Genomic DNA, 16,443 nt, shown 5'->3' with positions numbered 1-16,443 from the left:
GTGTTGTTCTAAGCTTCGTTCGTGAGCCAGGAGAAGCCTCCGGTGCTGGGTTCACCGGGGGAACCGCCCGCACCCGGGACGCCGGCCGGCATCGAGATCCGCGTCGCCCGCCCCGAGGAGCTGCGTGCGATCGGCGAGCTCACCGCGACGGTCTACGTCGCCGCCGGGTACATCAGCCCGAACGGAAGCTACGTCCCCTACCTGCGCGACGCCGCCTCCCGCGCCCGCGATGCCGAGCTGGTCGTCGCGGCCCGGGGTGGCGAGCCGATCGGGACCGTGACCTACTGCCGGCACGACAGCGCCTGGGCCCAGCTGGCCGGACCGAAGGAGGCGGAGTTCCGCATGCTCGCGGTCAACCCGATGGCGCGCGGGCTGGGCCTCGGCGAGGCCCTGGTGAGGTACTGCATCCGCCGGGCCCGCGAGGACGGCTGCACGACGCTGCGCCTGTCGACCGAGCCGGTCATGCACGCCGCCCACCGGATCTACCGCAGGCTCGGCTTCGTCCGCACCCCGGACCGCGACTGGAGCCCCACCCCGGGCGGCGAGCTCCTCACCTACGCCCTGGCCCTCTGACCCGGCCTCGCCGTCCTGTCGACTCGAACGCCTGCGCGACCAGACGGTCACTGCTAGTAATAAGGAGGTCACGAAAACAGTAACCCCGGCGGCTTGCGATGCAGAGGCCATCCGGGGTGTTCCCCTGAAGGATAGCCGACAGTGGTCGAGGTCACCAGTCCCACATGGATGAAAACTCTCCGTATCCGCCTCGCGGAGGAACGCCTTGCGTCATACGACGCGGTGACCGGAGGCCACCACACCGGCAGCCTCGCCCTCTACGAATGGAACACCGAGGCCAGCGCGGCGATGTTCGCCTCTCTCCAGGGGTTCGAGGTCGTCCTCCGCAACGCTCTCCACAGAGAACTCACCGCCTGGCACAAGACACGAGGGCTGCCGGGCGGCTGGTACGACGATCCCCTCGGCGTCTTCGAGACACATCGACAGGCGGACATCGCTGACGCGCGACGACGGATCAAGCGCCTCCGCCGTCCGGTCACTCCAGGACGGATGGTGTCCGAGCTCAGCTTCGGGTTCTGGCGCTACCTGCTGAGCTCTCGGTACGAGCAGAGTCTCTGGACGCCTGCGCTGCGGCACGCCTTTCCGGAGCTGCGGCCGCAGAGACGCCGGGAGGTCGCCGACCGGGTCGCGCGGCTCCACCTGCTGCGGAATCGACTGGCTCATCATGAGCCGATCCACCGCCGCGACCTGGCGGCCGACTACGCGGATCTGCTGTTCGTGGCATCGGCCGTGTGCCCGCATGCGGCCGCGTGGATCGAGCGGAACAGCACCGTGACGGCTGTCGTCTCCCGGCGACCCGGCCCGAGGCCACCGGCACCCCGGCTGCCGCGCACTGAACGCATCCCGGTGGCGCGCAGGCGTACCGGCGAGGACGCCGGCCGCTGAGCGCGCCGTCCAGGCGTGCAGAGGTCTCGGTGAAGGCGGTCTACGGGGGTCAGTCGATGACGGCGATCAGGTCGCCTTCCTGGATGACGTCGCCCTCGGCGACCTTCAGACTGGAGATGGTGCCGGAGTCCTCGGTGAGCACCGGGATCTCCATCTTCATCGACTCCAGGATGACGAGGGTGTCGCCCTCCTCGACCTGGTCACCCTCGCTGACGAGCACCTTCCAGACGTTCGCCACCATTTCCGCGCGGACCTCAGCCACTGCGGCTCCTCTCCTCAAACGCCGGCGTACGCCGGACGCACGTTACCCATCGGACGAAGGCTCTCGTTCGCGTCTTCGCAGTGTGCCGTACGGTCCGTCACCGGGCTCGCATCCGGTCCACGAGACCGGTGTCGTACTCGCCGGCGGTGAAGCCCGGGTCGTCCAGCAGCTCGGTGAAGAACGGCAGGTTGGTCTTGAGACCCTCGATCCGGAACTCCGCGACCGCCTTTCGGGCGGCGGCGAGGGCCTGGGCCCGGTCCGGGCCGTACACGCACAGCTTGGCCAGCAGCGGGTCGTAGAACGGGGTCACCTTGTTGTCGGCGCGGTAGCCCGAGTCGACGCGGACGACCTCGCCGGCCGGCTCCTCCCAGACGGTGATCGGGCCCGGGCTGGGCAGGAAGCGCTTCGGGTCCTCGGCGTACACGCGGAACTCGATCGCGTGCCCCTGCGGCTGGACGGACGTGAAGGAGACCGGCTCCCCGGCGGCGATCAGCAGCTGCTGTTCGACCAGGTCCAGGCCGGTGACGAGCTCGGTGATCGGGTGCTCGACCTGGAGGCGGGTGTTCATCTCCAGGAACACGAAGTCCTGCGCGACGGGGTCGACCAGGCACTCGACCGTGCCGGCCCCGCGGTAGCCGACGGCCTCACCGGCGCGGACGGCGGCGGCGAGCATGCGGGCGCGCAGCTCCGGGCCGACGCCGGGCGAGGGGGTCTCCTCGACGATCTTCTGGTGCCGGCGCTGCACGGAGCAGTCGCGCTCCCCCAGCGCCACGACCGTGCCGTCGGCCAGGCCGAGGATCTGCACCTCGACGTGCCGGGCGTGCTCGATGTACCGCTCCAGGAGGATGTCCGGGTTGCCGAAGAACCGCTCGGCGCGGGTACGGGCCGTCTCGTAGGCCTTGCGCAGCTCCGCCTCGTCGCGGGCGACGCTCATCCCGATGCCGCCGCCCCCGCCGGCCGCCTTGACCATGACGGGGTAGCCGATGCCCGCGGCGACCGCCGCGTCGGCGTCGGGGACGGGCTCACGGGTGCCGGACGCGACCGGAACGCCGGCCTTCTCCATGAGGTTACGCGCGTTGATCTTGTCGCCCATGGCGGCGATCGCCTCGGGCGGCGGGCCGATCCAGACCAGTCCCTCGGCGATCACCCGCTCGGCGAACGCGGCGTTCTCGGCGAGGAAGCCGTAGCCGGGGTGGATCGCCTGCGCGTTGGTGCGCTTGGCCGCCTCCATCACCGCGTCGATGTCGAGGTAGCTCTGCGCGGGCTGGGCGGGGCCGATGAGGATCGCCTCGTCCGCCTCGTCGACGTACGGGAGGTCGGCGTCGGCCTCCGAGTGGACCGCGATGGCCTTGATCCCCAGGGCGCGCACCGTACGGATCACCCGTCGGGCGATCTCTCCGCGGTTGGCCACCAATACGGACTCGAACACCGATCCTCCTCATTCGCACTCGGCCCAGCGAGAATAACCATGCGAAGCCCGATGTACCGTCGCGCGCGGCGACAAAAACCCGTGGGGTCGACTTGTCACCGCATGCGGTCGACAGCGTGGCCGAGGGCCTCGATCACCGTGGGGTCGTACTCCGCCGCCGAGTCGAGGCGCAGCCGCTCCAGCACGGCCGCCGCCCGATCGCGGTCGGCCGAGTCGCCGACGAGATCATCGTAGGCGTTCGCCACCTTGATGACACGGCTCGCGAGGGGTGGCGCCGATCCGTCGCTGACGCGGTACGGGTCGGACTGGCGGCGTACGATCTCGGCGACCTCGTCGAGGACGCCCGTCTTGGTGATCACGCCGGCCCCGAGTTCGGCGATGCGGCGCTGTTCCTGGGGCGAGGCGAGGACGGTCGCGCCGCCGGGGATCGGGTCGCGCAGCGAGAGCTGCCCGATGTCGTGCATCAGCGCGGCGTACTCCAGCTCGAGGAGCTCCTCCTCGGTCATCCCGAGCTCCCGGCCCATCGCGACGGCGAGCCGGCTGACGCGCCGGGAGTGCCCCGCCTCGACGTACCCGCCGACCTCGGTGACCTGGGACAGGGCGCGGACGGTCTGCAGGTAGGTCGCCCGGATCCCGGCGAACCGCCGGAACGCGACCTGGGTGACGAGGATCGGCGCGGTGAAGACGAGCAGCGCGGCCGGGCCCATGACGAACGTGCTGACGGCGAGGAGCATGCCCGTCGCGCCGGAGGCCGCGCACAGCGGCCCCATGGCCTGGATCTCGTCGCCGAGCGCGATGCCGAACCGCGCGCGGACGGCCTCCGTCCGGATCACGGCCGCGACACTGATGTCGATGACGCAGGACAGGATGACCGTCAGCACCATCACGGTGATCAGCGCCGGCCAGTGCTCGCGCAGCGACGAGTCCATGATCGGCCGGAAGATGAAGGCCACCACCGAGGGGGTGAGGATCCGCCGGGCCAGCGCGTCCAGCTTGGGGATCCGGCCCACCGCGATGTGCGGCAGCGCGCCGGCGAGGGTGCCGCAGGCGGTGACGGTCACGACCTGGAACGCCGAGTGGGCGGCGGACTCGGCCCCGACCTTCAGCAGGAGCGCGTACCCGAGGGCGCCCGCGCTGGCGATCGGCGCGACCTCCCGGTTGCCGGGGACGTTCATGCGCAGCAGCTCGCCCACCGCGATCAGCGCGCCGAACAGCACGGCGGTACGGGAGTCGACGACGCCGACCGCGGCGACCTGGGTGACCGAGCCGATGACGAGCAGCCCGGCGACCGCGCTCAGGAGGAGCTGCGCGGAGTCGAGTGCCTGGCCGATGGTGCGCCGGCGTACGGGCGCCGGCGCGGTCATGGGCGCCTCGTCCTCATTGGGGCCTCCCGGCCGGCGATAGGGGCCTCCCGGCCTGCGGTCACGAGCGGACGCCTTCACCGGCGACGCGCAGCGGCACGCTCGGGTCGTCGTGGTCCTGCTGGGCCGTCTCCTCGCCCTCGGGCGGGGCGACCGGGTCGGGCCGGGTCCAGCCGTCGCGCTCCACCGCGGTGACGAACGCGTCGACCAGCGCCGGATCGAAGTGGGTGCCCGCGCAGCGCCGCAGCTCGGCCATGCCGGCCTCGTTCGACATGGCGGGGCGGTAGGACCGGGTGGAGGTCATCGAGTCGAACGCGTCCGCCACCGAGATCACCCGGGCGAACTCGGGGATCTCCGATCCGGCCAGGCCCATGGGGTATCCGGTGCCGTCCATCCGCTCGTGGTGGTGCATGATCCCCGCCAGGGCCTCGTCGAGGAACCCGATGTCACGGACGATCTCCAGGCCGCGCATCGGGTGCAGCTGGATCGCGGCGAACTCCTCCTCGGTCAGGGCGCCGGACTTCTGCAGCACCTTCGTCGGCACGCCGAGCTTGCCGACGTCGTGGAGCATGCCGGCGTACCGGACCGCGCCGACCCGGTCGGGCCGCATCCCGATCTCCCGGGCGATCATCGCCGCGCCGCGGGAGACCCGCTCGCTGTGGCCGCGCGTGTAGTAGTCCTTGGTCTCCACCGCCTGGCACAGCGCCGCGATGGTGGCGGCCTGGGCCTCCTGCTGCGCCTGGGTCTGCTCGAGGGCCCACCGGGCGATGAACATCGGCAGCAGCACCAGCACCGCGGAGAACGGCCCGACGACCCTCCAGGGCGCGGCGATCAGCAGGCCGAACATGCCGTAGGCCAGCTGCCCGATCGTCAGCTGCCCGACGGGCCCCCAGCGGAACCCCCACATGGGCGCCTGCTTGATCAGCACCAGAATGATGGCGATCAGGCCGAGGTTGACCGCGACGTAGGTGACCAGCGCCGCGACGTACGGCGGAATGATCGCGGGGAACGAGCCGTCGCTCGGCCGGCCGACCGTGCCTCCCGCGGCGCGGTAGACGACGCCCGCAAGGTAGCCGGAGAGCGCGAACTGCGCGCCGTTGAAGACCCTCTTGACGAGGTCGACGTCACGCCGGCCGGTGACGACGGCGGACGCACCCACCAGGGCGGCGCCGACGGGGCCGAGAAGCACGACCGAGGCCAGTCCGGCCGAATAGCTCAGCGAGACGCGGGCGCTGGCGCTGCTGAGCAGCGCCGGCACCGACTCGCAGATCACGGAGAGCACCGCCAGCACCGCGAGTGTCGTCCAGTCGATGCCGTCGAAGGACGAGAGTGCGATGCATGAGGTGCCGAGCGCGACGACCGTACAGACGTAAGCCCATGCGGCCAGGGGTAGTCCACGCAATGCCGCCCCCACGAGGTAATGGGCTAAGCCCAGGACACGCCTACTCGCATGTGTTTCTGCCTCCCCTGTCGAGCCTGGGCACCTGGCGGTGCGGCAGCCCGGCTACGACTCGACGATGCCCGAATGATCGGGGGTAAGCCTAACCCGACTGCGGCAGGTCACGCAGACGCCCGCTGAAACGTGAGCGAAGCGTGAACCAATCGTCACCTACGGTCCTGATCCGCCTTACTCGGTCAGTGAGGAGCGGACCTGCTCGATGCGTCCCATGACCTTCGCCCGCAGGTCCTGCGGCACCGGGTCGCACCCGCACGACCGGTGCACGAGCTTCTTGACGGCCTCTTCCAGGCCGTACTCCTTCAGGCAGGGCCCGCACTCGTCGAGGTGCTGCTTGATGTCGGAGCATCCGCCCTGGTCCAGCTCACCGTCGAGATAGTCGTAGATCCGGCCCAGCACCTCAGAGCAGGGGGTCTCGTGCGGCTTGCCGCAGCTCATGACTGGTCCTCCCTACGCTGGCCGCCGTTCGCGCGGGCGAGGCCGTGCTCACGCGCGTAGTCCTCGAGCATCGTCCGCAGCTGACGTCTGCCCCGATGCAACCGGGACATCACCGTACCGATAGGAGTGCCCATGATGTCGGCGATCTCCTTGTACGAGAAGCCCTCGACGTCGGCGAAGTAGACCGCCATGCGGAAGTCCTCGGGCAGCGCTTGCAGGGCCGTCTTCACGTCGGAGTCGGGCAGGTGCTCCAGCGCCTCGGACTCCGCGGACTTCAGCCCGCTGGAGGTGTGGGACTCGGCGCGCGCGAGCTGCCAGTCCTCGATCTCCTCGGCGGCGGACTGCTTCGGCTCCCGCTGCTTCTTGCGGTAGGAGTTGATGAACGTGTTGGTGAGGATCCGGTAGAGCCAGGCCTTGAGGTTCGTACCCTCCTGGAACTGGTGGAAGGAGCCGAAGGCCTTCGCGAACGTCTCCTGAACCAGGTCCTCGGCGTCGGCCGGGTTCCGCGTCATCCGCAGCGCGGCCGAGTAGAGCTGGTCGAGGAACGGCAGGACGTCCCGCTCGAAGCGCCTCGTCCGCTCCTCCAGAGTCTCCACTGCCTCGGAAACCTGACCCACCTCCTCCGTCCGGCCGGCGTCGGCATCGAAACCGTACGCACCAGACGATAGCGGGTCCGCCGGCGAGGCCTGCCGACGGTCCGCGAGCAGAAGGCTCATCGTCACCTCGAACTAATCCATGTCACTGACCGTTATGACGCAGTGCAACACCTCGCATGGCCGCGAGATTCCCGGGAAAGAGGAATGCTCGGTCACCAGTGACAACGGGTGAAGCCATGCCGCCGACAGGGAAGGATTGGGATAAATGCATCCCCGAGGAGCCGCCGTGCTGTCGATTCCGGCGAAGCATCCCGCTGTCGGCGAGTCCGAGTCCGAGTCGCTCGCGAGCTACTGGACCTTCTACTGGGCCGTCGCCGCCGCCCAACTCTCCCGCTGGCTCCCGCGCCGGCCGTCACGTGTCCTGGACCTGTCGGGTCCGCAGGCACGGTGCGCGCCGCAGGCGGCCGCGGCGGGCCACACGGTCGTCGAGGTCCGGGAGACACCGCGCGGCGGGCCGCGCTCGCGGCGGGTACAACCGGTGGTGGCCGATCCCGCCTCGCTCGGATTCCTCGCCGACGGCTCCTTCGACGCCGTGGTCGCCGAAGGGCGGGTGCTGTCCCGGCACCTCGTCACCGAGAACGTCGTGGCGGAGATCGCTCGGGTGCTCCGGCCGGGCGGCCGGGTGCTGATGTGCGTCGACTCGCTCGTGCTCGGCATGGCCATCCTCGCCGAGCAGAACTTCTGGGCGCACCTGTCGGACGTGCCCCGCTCCGAGGTCGTCCTCGTGCCCTGGCCGGACGGCTCGATCACCCGCTGCTTCGGCGCAGAGCAGCTCCGGGAGCTGCTCACCGACAGCGGGCTGGAGCTGGAGTGGATCAGGCCGCGGACGACCCTGTCGCCCTCGACGGTCGAGCACGTCCTGACCACGAGTCCTCAGGCGCTCCCGCGCCTGGTCCGCGCGGAGCTGACGGCGCCGCTCGGCGACGAGCCGGTCGGCATCCACCTGGTCGCGAGCGCGATCAAGAGCCCCTGAGGCCGTTCCAGCGCCGGAAGATCAGGAGCTCCCGAGACCCTGCGGCCGCCGGAAGATCGGGAGCTCCCGGGGTCCTTGCGCGCCGGAAGGCCGGCGGCTCCCGAGCCGGTCGGCGCCGGCACGGGAGCTGCCGAGGCCGGTCGGCGCCGGCACCGGGAGCCCCCAGGCCGGTCAGCGCCGGAAGCGGTCGTGCTTGGCCTGGCACGTCACGCAGCGGGCGGCGGCGGGCCGTGCCTCCAGCCGCCCCTCCGGGACCGGCTGGCCGCAGTCGACGCACTTGCCGTAGGTGCCCGCCCGGGCCCGGGCGAGAGCGGCCAGCACCTCGGCGCGCTCGCGGCGCATGGCGTCCAGCGCGGCCTCCGCCCGGTCGGTGGCCGACAGGCTCGCGCCGGCGTCGGCGGTGTGCTGGTCGGCCTCCGGATGTTCGCTCCGCAGGACGGCGATCGCCTGATCAAGATCGGCGAGCATGTCCTCCAGGCGCCTCTGCGCCGTGTCCACGACCATGCGTACCTCCCGGCGAGGCGGTCAGAACAGGGTGGGGCTCTCGCCGGAAGAGATACCCATATCGGACAGGGGTTTGACCAGTTCAGGCCCGTTATTTCGGACTTTGTTCACTGCCGTGGAAACGGGATAGGCCTCCAGCCGGCCCGCGGCGGCGGGCACCAGCAGGGAACGGACCTCGTCCGGGGCGGTCAGCTCCGGATCGAGCCACGCGCCGAACCGCTCGGGCTCGACGAGCATCGGCATCCGCTCGTGGATGCGGCCCACGTCGTCGCTCGCCTCCGTGGTGATGACCGTGCAGGTCAGCAGCCATTCCTCCGCGGGCGCCTCTTCGGAGGGACGCCAGATCTCGTACAGGCCGGCCATCGCGAGCATGCTCCCGTCGGAGGGCCGGATGAAGAACGGCTGCTTGCCGCCCTCCTCACGCGTGTACCACTCGTAGTAGCCGTCGGCGGGCAGCAGGCAGCGCCGCCGGGTGAAGGCGCGCCGGAAGGCGGGCTTCTCGTGCACCGTCTCGACCCGCGCGTTGATCATCCGGGAGCCGATCGCCGGATCCTTGGCCCAGAACGGCACCAGCCCCCAGCGCGCCACGTGGAGCTCACGGACGTCCCGCGTCATGATCATCGGCACCGGCTTGGTCGGCGCGACGTTGTAGTCGGGTTCGAGCGCGTCGGTCGTGTCGCGCTCGACGTCGAAGGCGTCGATGATCTCGTCTCGCCCACGCGTCGTGGAATACCGCCCGCACATGGCTCCGCGCATCCCCTTCCCGTCCGTACGGCGCACCGCGCGCCGGACCCGCCAAGCTTGCCAAAGAGGGGGGCTTGTTCGCGCGTACGGTGGGCATGACGGGAGTCATGCAACCCATCAGGACTCTCGCTCGTCCCCTCATGGCGGCGCCGTTCGTCGTGACGGGCATCGAGACGCTGCGCGATCCCGGCACCCGTGCCGAGAAGATCGCCCCCGTGATCAAACCCCTCGCCGACCGTGTGTCCTGGCTTCCCACCAAGGATCCCGAGTCGCTCGTACGGTTGCAGGGGGCGCTGTCCCTCGGCACCGGCGCGCTGCTGGCCCTGGGCCGGTTCCAGCGGCTGTCGACGCTCGTGCTCGCCGGCCAGCTCGTCCCCAGTCTGCTGGCCGAGCACCGGTTCTGGGCCGAGGACGACCCGGAGCGCCGCGCCGCGGAGCGATCTCAGTTCTTCAAGACCGCCGGGCTGTTCGGGGCGCTGCTCGTCGCCGCGACGGCGCCGAGCAAGTACCGCCCGGTGAAGGCGGCCCGCGCGGGCGCGCACGAGGCGAAGCTGCAGGCGGCGCTCGCCCGGTCGGAGGCGAGCCGCAAGGCCGAGCGCGCACGGCGCAAGGCCGCCAAGCGCGTGTCGAGCACCCGTAAGAAGGCCGCGAAGGTCGGACACTGACATCGGTCGCGCCGGGGCCGCCCGCCGCGACTTCGCGCTCGCGAACGGTCAGATCTCCAGGACCTCGTCGACGTGGCGGAGGATCGGCGCGGCCCCCGGCAGGACCGTGCGATGCATGATCAGCAGCAGCGTACGGCCCTCGGCCGCGGCGATCAGCCCGGCCAGCGCGGCGTCCGCGCCGGGATCCTCGGGGCCGGTGTCCGGCTCGTCGAGGATGAGGATCGGCAGGTCGGCCAGGAGGGCGCGGGCCAGGGCGATGCGCCGGCGTCCGGCGCCGACCACCACGCTCTGATCGTCCACGCGGGTGTCGGGCGGCAGGTCGACCCCCGCCTCGCGCAGCGCGCGGGCGACGTCCTCGTCCGTGGCGTCCGGCCGGGCGACCCGGACGTTCTCGGCGATCGTCGTGTCGAAGAGGTGGGCGTCGTGCGCGCACAGCCCGATGACCCCCCGGACGTCCTCGTCGGCGAGATCACGAAGCTGCACGTCGTTCAGAGTGGCGACGCCCTGGTAGTCCAGGAACCCCAGCAGTACGGCCGCCAGCGCCGAGGCGCCCACACGGCTGCGGCCCAGCAGCGCGACCCGGCGTCCCTGAGGCAGCAGCAGGTCCGCGTCGCCGAAGCCGATGACCTCCCCGCCCGGCCAGCGGGTCCGCAGGTCGGCGAGGCGCAGTTCGTACGGTCCCGGGGGGAGCGGCGCCGATCGCCGTCCGGCCGCGGGCGTGTCCGGGCCGGCCGGCACACGCCGCGCCCGGCGTGACCGTGGCGATGCGTCCACGATCCTCCCCTGCTGTCATCTCGATCCGCCGCCGTCCCTGGCCTCGGCCCGGCCATCAGACCGCGTGACGATCCGGCCGCCGTCCCTGATGCGGCCCGGCCGCCGGTCCGCGTGTCGGTCGGCTGCCGTCAACGTAGCGACCGGTCAGGGCCGCCGCCGCGAGATCTACCGGCGCATTCCCGTCTCGCGGCGGTCTTGGAACCGGCGCTTTACGCGCCGTTCGCCACGGCCGCGACCGGTACCCTTCAGTCATGCATCCTCTGTGGTCCGCACCTGCCGCCGACGGGCCGGTCGACGCCGTCGTCGCGCTGCCGGGGTCCAAGTCGATGACCAACCGCGCGCTGGTCCTCGCGGCGCTGGCCGACGAGCCCTCGCTGATCCGGCGGCCCCTGCGCAGCCGCGACACGCTCCTCATGGCGGGCGCCCTGCGATCGCTGGGCGTGGCCGTCGACGAGGCGGAGGAGGGCGCCTGGCGCGTCACCCCGGGCGAGCTGCGCGGCCCGGCGACCCTCGACGTCGGGCTCGCCGGCACGGTGATGCGGTTCGTTCCTCCGGTCGCGGCGCTGGCGAGCGGCACGGTGTCCTTCGACGGCGATCCGCACGCCCGCAAGCGGCCGATGGGCCCCATCCTGGCCGCCCTGCGCGCGCTCGGCGTGGAGGTGGAGGGTGACGCGCTGCCCTTCGCCGTGCGCGGCACCGGCGCGGTGCCCGGCGGTTCGGTCACGATCGACGCGTCGGGCTCGTCGCAGTTCGTCTCCGGCCTGCTGCTGGCCGCCCCGCGCTACGCCAAGGGGATCGAGGTCCGCCACGAAGGGCCGCCGGTGCCGTCGGCCGCGCACCTGGCGATGACCATGCGGATGCTGACCGACGTCGGTGTCTCCGTCGAGAGCGCCCCGGACGTCTGGCGGGTCCACCCGGGCGGCGTGCGCGGCGGAGAGGCCGACATCGAGCCTGACCTGTCGAACGCCGCGCCGTTCCTCGCCGCCGCCCTGGTGACCGGCGGCCGGGTGACGGTCCGCGACTGGCCGGCCGAGACCACCCAGCCCGGTGACGCACTGCGCCACCTGCTGGCCGACATGGGCGGCTCGGCGACGTACGAAGCGGGCGACCTGACCGTGCGCGGCAGCGGCCGGATCCACGGCATCGACGTCGACCTCGGCGACGTCAGCGAGCTCACCTGCGTGATCGCGGCCCTCGCCGCCCTGGCCGACGGCCCCTCGCGGCTGCGCGGTATCGCCCACATGCGCGGCCACGAGACCGACCGGCTCGCCGCGCTCACCACGGAGATCAACGGTCTGGGCGGCGACGTCCGCGAGCTGCCCGACGGCCTGGAGATCCGGCCGAAACCGCTGCGCGGCGGCGTCTTCCACACGTACGACGACCATCGGATGGTGATGGCCGGGGCGGTCCTCGGCCTGGCCGTGCCCGACGTGGAGGTGGAGAACCTCCCGACCGTCGGCAAGACGCTCCCCGAGTTCGGCGAGCTCTGGACGGAGATGCTCCGCTAACCGATGGCGCGCGACTGGGGGAGGCTCGACGAGGACGACGTTCGGGTGCGGCCGGGACGCGGCTCCCGGCCGCGTACCCGACGGCGGCCGGCCCACGAGGACTCCGTCGGCGGGTTCGTGACCGCGGTGGACCGCGGCCGCTACACCTGTCTCGTCGGCGGTAACGGCGACGGCACCGGCCGCAAGGGCGACCGCCCCCGTACGGTCATCGCGATGCGCGCCCGCGAGCTGGGCCGCAAGAGCGTCGTCGTCGGCGACCGCGTGCGCCTGGTCGGCGACGTGTCCGGCCGCGCGGACACTCTCGCGCGGGTGGTCCGCATCGAGCCCCGCACGTCGACGCTCCGCCGGACCGCCGACGACACGGACCCGATCGAGCGCGTGATCGTCGCCAACGCCGACCAGCTCGTGATCGTCACCGCGCTCGCCGACCCCCCGCCCCGCCCGGGGATGATCGACCGGTGCCTGGTCGCCGCGTACGACGCGGGCCTGGAGCCGCTGCTGTGTCTGACCAAGGCCGACCTCGCGCCCTCGGACCCGCTGCTGGAGACGTACGCGCCGCTCGGCATCCCGTACGTCGTGACGCGCAAGGACGAGCCGGTCGACCACCTGGACGAATGCCTGGCCGGGCGGCTGAGCGTGCTCGTCGGGCACTCGGGCGTCGGGAAGTCGACCTTGGTGAACGCCCTGGTCCCCGATGCCGAGCGCGCCGTGAGCGAGGTGAACCCGGTGACCGGGCGCGGCCGGCACACGTCGTCCTCGGCGGTCGCGCTGCAGCTGCCCTCCGCGGAGGGCTGGATCATCGACACCCCGGGCGTGCGCAGCTTCGGCCTGGCCCACGTCACACCGGACGACATCCTGGGCGCCTTCCCCGACCTGGTCGAGGGCGCCGCGGAGTGCCCGCCGCACTGCACGCACCTGCAGGCCGACTGCGCCCTTGACGCGTGGGTCGCCGCGGGCCACGCCGACGCGGCCCGCCTCGACTCACTGCGCCGCCTGCTGGCCGCCCGCGAGGGCGACGACACCGACTGATCCCCGCGGCGAGCGCGGGGTGAGCACTGTGGCGAGCCGACGAGCTCGCGGCGCTCGTCGGAGAGCTGTCCGTCAAGAGCGAGGACTTCCGCCGCTGGTGGGCCGACCACCTGCACCACCCGCTGGCCGGCGAGCCGGCCCTGGACTACGAGTCGTTCCGGCTGCCCGATGACCCGGATCGGATCCTCGTCACCTACGCCGTGGAGGCGGGCTCCCCGTCGGAGGCGAACCCGCGCCTCCTGGCCTCCTGGAGCACCGAGGCGCCGATCGGATGTCCGGGCCCGGCCGCGAGTGTCCGGGCCCGGCGCTCCCCTGGCGTCCCCGCCGGCCGGCGGGCCTCGGCCGGTCGCCGTCGTGCGGATCCCCGTCGGTCAGGTCGTCTGCCGGAGGCCGAGCTCGTCGATCCGGGTCAGCATGTCGGCGGGGTCGGTGTACACGCGGAAGGCGCCCGTCCGCTCGAGCTCCTCACGGCCGTAGCCACCGGACTGCAGGCCGATTCCCAGCGCTCCGGCGCGGCGGGCGGCGAGGAGGTCCCACACGCTGTCGCCGACGACCATGGCATGCCGCGGTTCGACCCCGACCAGGGCTGCCGCGGCGAGGAACAGGTCCGGATCCGGCTTGGCGAACCGCACCATGTCCCGGGTGATCATCGGGGTGTCCTCCGGCAGCCCGAGCATCGCCAGCGCCGAATGCGCCGTCTCCATCCGGCCGCTCGTGGCGATGGCCCACGGCACGCCCCGCTCGGTGAGGAAGCCGAGGAGGTCGGCCGCACCGGGCAGCGCCCGTACGGAATCGACCTGTTCGAGGTAGGCCCGCGCATGCAGGCTCTGCAGTTCCTCGATCTCCGCCGGAGTCAGCGACACCCCCGTCTCTCGCAGCAGCGCCGACACGAACAGACCACCGCTCATGCCGATGCGCCGGTGGATCCGCCACACCGACAGATCGATTCCCACGACGGTCAGCGCGTTACGCCAGGCGATCACATGCTGGTACACACTGTCGATCAACGTGCCGTCGAGATCGAAGAGCAGCGCCGGCGTCGGTGGTTCGGGCATCGGCCGGGATTCGGAAGATATTGAGGTGTTCACGCCGTCCAGTGTGTCTGCCACGGGCTCTGTCGCGATACGGTTGCCCTTCGTGGCGGACTATTCGGATGACCTGCGGCTGGCACACGTCATGGCGGACGCGGCCGACGATGTGTCCACGCGCCGGTTCCGGGCCCTCGACCTGCGCGTCGAGACGAAACCCGACCTCACCCCGGTGAGCGACGCCGACCGGCTCGTCGAGGAGTCGTTGCGCAACACGCTCAAGCGGGCCCGGCCGCGCGACGCCATCCACGGCGAGGAGTACGGCCGTACCGGCTACGGTCCCCGCTGCTGGGTCATCGACCCGATCGACGCGACGAAGAACTACGTTCGCGGCGTTCCCGTCTGGGCCACGCTCATCGCCCTCATGGAGGGCGACGAGGTCGTCGTGGGGCTCGTGTCCGCTCCGGCGCTGAACCGCCGCTGGTGGGCCGCGCGGGGCGGCGGCGCCTGGACCGGCCGCAGCCTCGCCAAGGCCACGCGCTGCCGGGTCTCGGGCGTCACGGAGCTCGCGGACGCCTCCTTCTCCTACTCGAGCCTGACGGGCTGGGAGGAGCAGGGCCGTCTCGACAAGTTCCTCGACCTGGGCCGCAAGGTGTGGCGCACTCGGGCGTACGGCGACTTCTGGTCGCACGTCATGGTCGCCGAGGGCACCGTCGACGCCTCGGCCGAGCCCGAGGTCTCCCTGTGGGACGTCGCGGCCCTGCAGATCATCGTCGAGGAGGCGGGCGGGATCTTCACCGACCTGTCCGGCGTGCCCAGCCCCGACGGCGGCAGCGTCGTCTGCAGCAACGGCCTGCTCCACGCCCAGCTCCTCGAGCAGCTGGGCGGCGGGCCGCTCACCCTCCGGGTCTAGAGCCGCGTCCTCGGGCGTACGAAGCCGCGAGAGGGCTTTTCACGGCGTTCCGGGGACACGGGTGCGGGTTGGTCGCGTCGGCGTCACCGCCGGGACGATGAAGGCCGGCTCCTCTCGATGACCGGTGGTCGATCACGCGCGGCCGCGTACGCCGGAGCGCGCCCTCGGAGCACGTGGGCCGCCCGCCGGGACAAGATATATCGCGCTTCCCGGAACACCGATCGCGGTGGTACTCGTTCCTTAGGCGAAGTCCCTCGGAACGGAGACTGTCATGGGACGCACCGGATATGTCGTGGGCGGCGTGGCCGTGGCGCTGATCGCCTGGTGGCTGCTGCCCTGGTGGGTGACCCTGCTGATCGTGCTCGGCCTCATCGCCGCGCCGATCGCCGGTTACCTGATGCTCGACCCGTCCCAGCGGCGGCGGCTGCGCGGGCAGGCCCGCAAGCGGATCGGGAGTTGACAGGGTTCGGCGCCGGCGCGGCGGGCGCCGCGGTCGGTCTTTGATCACGGCCGATCGAGATCGCACCGGCCGCCGGGTCGATGCGCGCGACCTCGTACGCGGTCAGGAGCGCGATGACCGGCCGCTGAGCGATGCCGTGTGCCCGTCAGCGTGCGAAACGCTCGTCGAGGCCCTCGCGCATGTCCTCCGGCAGGTCGTATTCGCCGGCCTTGATGCGATTGAGAAAGTCCCGCCATGCGCTCACGCTGAAGAACAGCTTGGGACCGTCAGGATCCTTGCTGTCGCGAACCGCGATGACGCGCTCGCCCTGGCCCTCGTTGGACACACGCACCTCAGTTCCCCGGGCGGTCGAATGACCGCTGACGCGCCGCCTGCTGAACGGCGCAGCTCAAACCTAGCAGGCACCAACCGTATCGAACCCGTTGTTCGCAGTTCCGGACCGGCCCGAACGGGTGAATGCAGCAGGCCGCCGAACGCGCGGACGTGAAAGGTCCTGAAAATGCCGACCGAGAGATCACCTTCGGTTTCACCGCCGATGATCGCCCGGCGGTGACCGAAGCCTCGACCGTGAGAAATCGCCGTTTTGACGCCTGGAATCGGCCTGAAATGCAGGAAAGCCCGCCGGCGTTAGCCTGGCGGGCTTTCCTGATCTATGTAAGTGTCCGGCGGCGTCCTACTCTCCCACACCGTCTCCAGTGCAGTACCATCGGCGCTGAAGGGCTTAACTACCGGGTTCGGAATGGGACCGGGTGTTTCCCCTTCGCCATAACCACCGAAACGACCAA

At 71.4% G+C, this 16,443-nt stretch carries 18 protein-coding genes, 1 rRNA gene and 2 pseudogenes; 9 read left to right on the top strand and 12 right to left on the bottom strand.

Features of this window, described 5'->3' with window-relative positions:
* Window positions 1-21: 21 nt before the first annotated feature.
* A complete protein-coding gene (locus NE234_RS00105) occupies window positions 22-573 on the top strand; it encodes a GNAT family N-acetyltransferase (protein ID WP_252775592.1) in 552 nt (183 codons plus the stop codon).
* A 168-nt stretch (window positions 574-741) separates the two neighbouring features.
* Window positions 742-1,458 (top strand): hypothetical protein, encoded by a 717-nt coding sequence (locus NE234_RS00100; protein WP_252775590.1) that lies wholly within the window; start codon window positions 742-744, stop codon window positions 1,456-1,458.
* A gap of 49 nt (window positions 1,459-1,507) precedes the next feature.
* Here NE234_RS00100 and NE234_RS00095 read toward each other — a convergent pair whose 3' ends face one another.
* The 6 genes from NE234_RS00095 to NE234_RS00070 form a co-directional block, all read right to left on the bottom strand.
* Window positions 1,508-1,720, bottom strand: a complete 213-nt coding sequence (locus NE234_RS00095; RefSeq protein ID WP_252775588.1) for a biotin/lipoyl-binding carrier protein — start codon at window positions 1,718-1,720, stop codon at window positions 1,508-1,510.
* 97 nt (window positions 1,721-1,817) lie between these two features.
* Entirely contained in the window at window positions 1,818-3,149 is a 1,332-nt protein-coding gene (locus tag NE234_RS00090) for an acetyl-CoA carboxylase biotin carboxylase subunit (protein ID WP_252775586.1), read from the bottom strand.
* 95 nt (window positions 3,150-3,244) lie between these two features.
* Window positions 3,245-4,513 (bottom strand): HD-GYP domain-containing protein, encoded by a 1,269-nt coding sequence (locus NE234_RS00085; protein WP_252775584.1) that lies wholly within the window; start codon window positions 4,511-4,513, stop codon window positions 3,245-3,247.
* A 58-nt stretch (window positions 4,514-4,571) separates the two neighbouring features.
* Window positions 4,572-5,912, bottom strand: coding sequence for an HD-GYP domain-containing protein (locus NE234_RS00080; RefSeq protein ID WP_252775582.1), 1,341 nt, complete (start codon window positions 5,910-5,912; stop codon window positions 4,572-4,574).
* A gap of 225 nt (window positions 5,913-6,137) precedes the next feature.
* Window positions 6,138-6,404 (bottom strand): mycothiol system anti-sigma-R factor, encoded by a 267-nt coding sequence (gene rsrA, locus NE234_RS00075; RefSeq protein ID WP_252775581.1) that lies wholly within the window; start codon window positions 6,402-6,404, stop codon window positions 6,138-6,140.
* The gene (locus tag NE234_RS00070) at window positions 6,401-7,000 is read right to left on the bottom strand and encodes a sigma-70 family RNA polymerase sigma factor (protein ID WP_308206815.1); all 600 of its coding nucleotides are present in this window, start codon (window positions 6,998-7,000) and stop codon (window positions 6,401-6,403) included. Before NE234_RS00070 ends, rsrA begins: the two co-directional genes overlap by 4 nt.
* Window positions 7,001-7,265: 265 nt before the next feature.
* Between NE234_RS00070 and NE234_RS00065 the strand changes: the two genes are divergently transcribed.
* Window positions 7,266-8,033: a methyltransferase domain-containing protein gene (locus NE234_RS00065; protein ID WP_252775579.1), complete on the top strand. Its 768-nt coding sequence runs from the start codon at window positions 7,266-7,268 to the stop codon at window positions 8,031-8,033.
* Window positions 8,034-8,204: 171 nt separating this feature from the next.
* Here NE234_RS00065 and NE234_RS00060 read toward each other — a convergent pair whose 3' ends face one another.
* Window positions 8,205-8,537, bottom strand: a complete 333-nt coding sequence (locus NE234_RS00060; protein WP_252775578.1) for a TraR/DksA family transcriptional regulator — start codon at window positions 8,535-8,537, stop codon at window positions 8,205-8,207.
* 21 nt (window positions 8,538-8,558) lie between these two features.
* The gene (locus tag NE234_RS00055; protein ID WP_252775577.1) at window positions 8,559-9,293 is read right to left on the bottom strand and encodes an SOS response-associated peptidase; all 735 of its coding nucleotides are present in this window, start codon (window positions 9,291-9,293) and stop codon (window positions 8,559-8,561) included.
* A 95-nt stretch (window positions 9,294-9,388) separates the two neighbouring features.
* Here NE234_RS00055 and NE234_RS00050 point away from each other — a divergent pair, with 95 nt between their 5' ends.
* Complete coding sequence (locus tag NE234_RS00050; RefSeq protein ID WP_252775576.1) at window positions 9,389-9,946, top strand: DoxX family protein; 558 nt, start codon at window positions 9,389-9,391, stop codon at window positions 9,944-9,946.
* A gap of 48 nt (window positions 9,947-9,994) precedes the next feature.
* Here NE234_RS00050 and NE234_RS00045 read toward each other — a convergent pair whose 3' ends face one another.
* Window positions 9,995-10,720 carry an ATP-binding cassette domain-containing protein gene (locus NE234_RS00045; RefSeq protein ID WP_252775575.1) on the bottom strand — a complete coding sequence of 242 codons (726 nt, stop codon included), beginning with the start codon at window positions 10,718-10,720 and terminating at the stop codon, window positions 9,995-9,997.
* 251 nt (window positions 10,721-10,971) lie between these two features.
* Here NE234_RS00045 and aroA point away from each other — a divergent pair, with 251 nt between their 5' ends.
* The 3 genes and pseudogenes from aroA to NE234_RS00030 all read left to right on the top strand — a co-directional run.
* The gene (aroA, locus tag NE234_RS00040) at window positions 10,972-12,228 is read left to right on the top strand and encodes a 3-phosphoshikimate 1-carboxyvinyltransferase (RefSeq protein ID WP_252775574.1); all 1,257 of its coding nucleotides are present in this window, start codon (window positions 10,972-10,974) and stop codon (window positions 12,226-12,228) included.
* A gap of 3 nt (window positions 12,229-12,231) precedes the next feature.
* Window positions 12,232-13,257 (top strand): ribosome small subunit-dependent GTPase A, encoded by a 1,026-nt coding sequence (rsgA, locus tag NE234_RS00035; protein ID WP_252775572.1) that lies wholly within the window; start codon window positions 12,232-12,234, stop codon window positions 13,255-13,257.
* A gap of 26 nt (window positions 13,258-13,283) precedes the next feature.
* A pseudogene (locus tag NE234_RS00030) lies at window positions 13,284-13,484 on the top strand (MmyB family transcriptional regulator); the annotation flags it as partial.
* A gap of 144 nt (window positions 13,485-13,628) precedes the next feature.
* Here NE234_RS00030 and NE234_RS00025 read toward each other — a convergent pair.
* Window positions 13,629-14,312 carry an HAD family hydrolase gene (locus NE234_RS00025; RefSeq protein WP_252775570.1) on the bottom strand — a complete coding sequence of 228 codons (684 nt, stop codon included), beginning with the start codon at window positions 14,310-14,312 and terminating at the stop codon, window positions 13,629-13,631.
* 82 nt (window positions 14,313-14,394) lie between these two features.
* Here NE234_RS00025 and hisN point away from each other — a divergent pair, with 82 nt between their 5' ends.
* The gene (gene hisN / locus NE234_RS00020) at window positions 14,395-15,198 is read left to right on the top strand and encodes a histidinol-phosphatase (RefSeq protein ID WP_252775568.1); all 804 of its coding nucleotides are present in this window, start codon (window positions 14,395-14,397) and stop codon (window positions 15,196-15,198) included.
* 271 nt (window positions 15,199-15,469) lie between these two features.
* A complete protein-coding gene (locus NE234_RS00015) occupies window positions 15,470-15,658 on the top strand; it encodes a hypothetical protein (protein WP_252775567.1) in 189 nt (62 codons plus the stop codon).
* Window positions 15,659-15,803: 145 nt separating this feature from the next.
* Here the strand turns inward: NE234_RS00015 and NE234_RS00010 are convergent.
* Together NE234_RS00010 and rrf are read right to left on the bottom strand one after the other, a co-directional pair.
* Window positions 15,804-16,007, bottom strand: a pseudogene (locus tag NE234_RS00010) (DUF397 domain-containing protein); the annotation flags it as partial.
* 311 nt (window positions 16,008-16,318) lie between these two features.
* Window positions 16,319-16,435: ribosomal RNA gene (gene rrf, locus NE234_RS00005) — 5S ribosomal RNA — on the bottom strand.
* Window positions 16,436-16,443: the final 8 nt, after the last annotated feature.

It is taken from the genome of Actinoallomurus rhizosphaericola (assembly GCF_024055675.1).
Taxonomy (GTDB): Bacteria; Actinomycetota; Actinomycetes; order Streptosporangiales; family Streptosporangiaceae; genus Actinoallomurus; species Actinoallomurus soli.
This window is presented reverse-complemented; position numbering and strand designations above follow the sequence as displayed.

Bases quoted from the DNA above. Each gene is read 5' to 3' on its own strand.
- NE234_RS00085 (WP_252775584.1), bottom strand. From the start codon at position 4,513: ATGACCGCGCCGGCGCCCGTACGCCGGCGCACCATCGGCCAGGCACTC.
- aroA (WP_252775574.1), top strand. From the start codon at position 10,972: ATGCATCCTCTGTGGTCCGCACCTGCCGCCGACGGGCCGGTCGACGCC.
- NE234_RS00050 (WP_252775576.1), top strand. From the start codon at position 9,389: ATGCAACCCATCAGGACTCTCGCTCGTCCCCTCATGGCGGCGCCGTTC.
- NE234_RS00100 (WP_252775590.1), top strand. From the start codon at position 742: ATGAAAACTCTCCGTATCCGCCTCGCGGAGGAACGCCTTGCGTCATAC.
- NE234_RS00065 (WP_252775579.1), top strand. From the start codon at position 7,266: ATGCATCCCCGAGGAGCCGCCGTGCTGTCGATTCCGGCGAAGCATCCC.
- NE234_RS00055 (WP_252775577.1), bottom strand. From the start codon at position 9,293: ATGCGCGGAGCCATGTGCGGGCGGTATTCCACGACGCGTGGGCGAGAC.
- NE234_RS00015 (WP_252775567.1), top strand. From the start codon at position 15,470: ATGGGACGCACCGGATATGTCGTGGGCGGCGTGGCCGTGGCGCTGATC.
- NE234_RS00060 (WP_252775578.1), bottom strand. From the start codon at position 8,537: ATGGTCGTGGACACGGCGCAGAGGCGCCTGGAGGACATGCTCGCCGAT.
- rsrA (WP_252775581.1), bottom strand. From the start codon at position 6,404: ATGAGCTGCGGCAAGCCGCACGAGACCCCCTGCTCTGAGGTGCTGGGC.
- NE234_RS00025 (WP_252775570.1), bottom strand. From the start codon at position 14,312: ATGCCCGAACCACCGACGCCGGCGCTGCTCTTCGATCTCGACGGCACG.
- rsgA (WP_252775572.1), top strand. From the start codon at position 12,232: ATGGCGCGCGACTGGGGGAGGCTCGACGAGGACGACGTTCGGGTGCGG.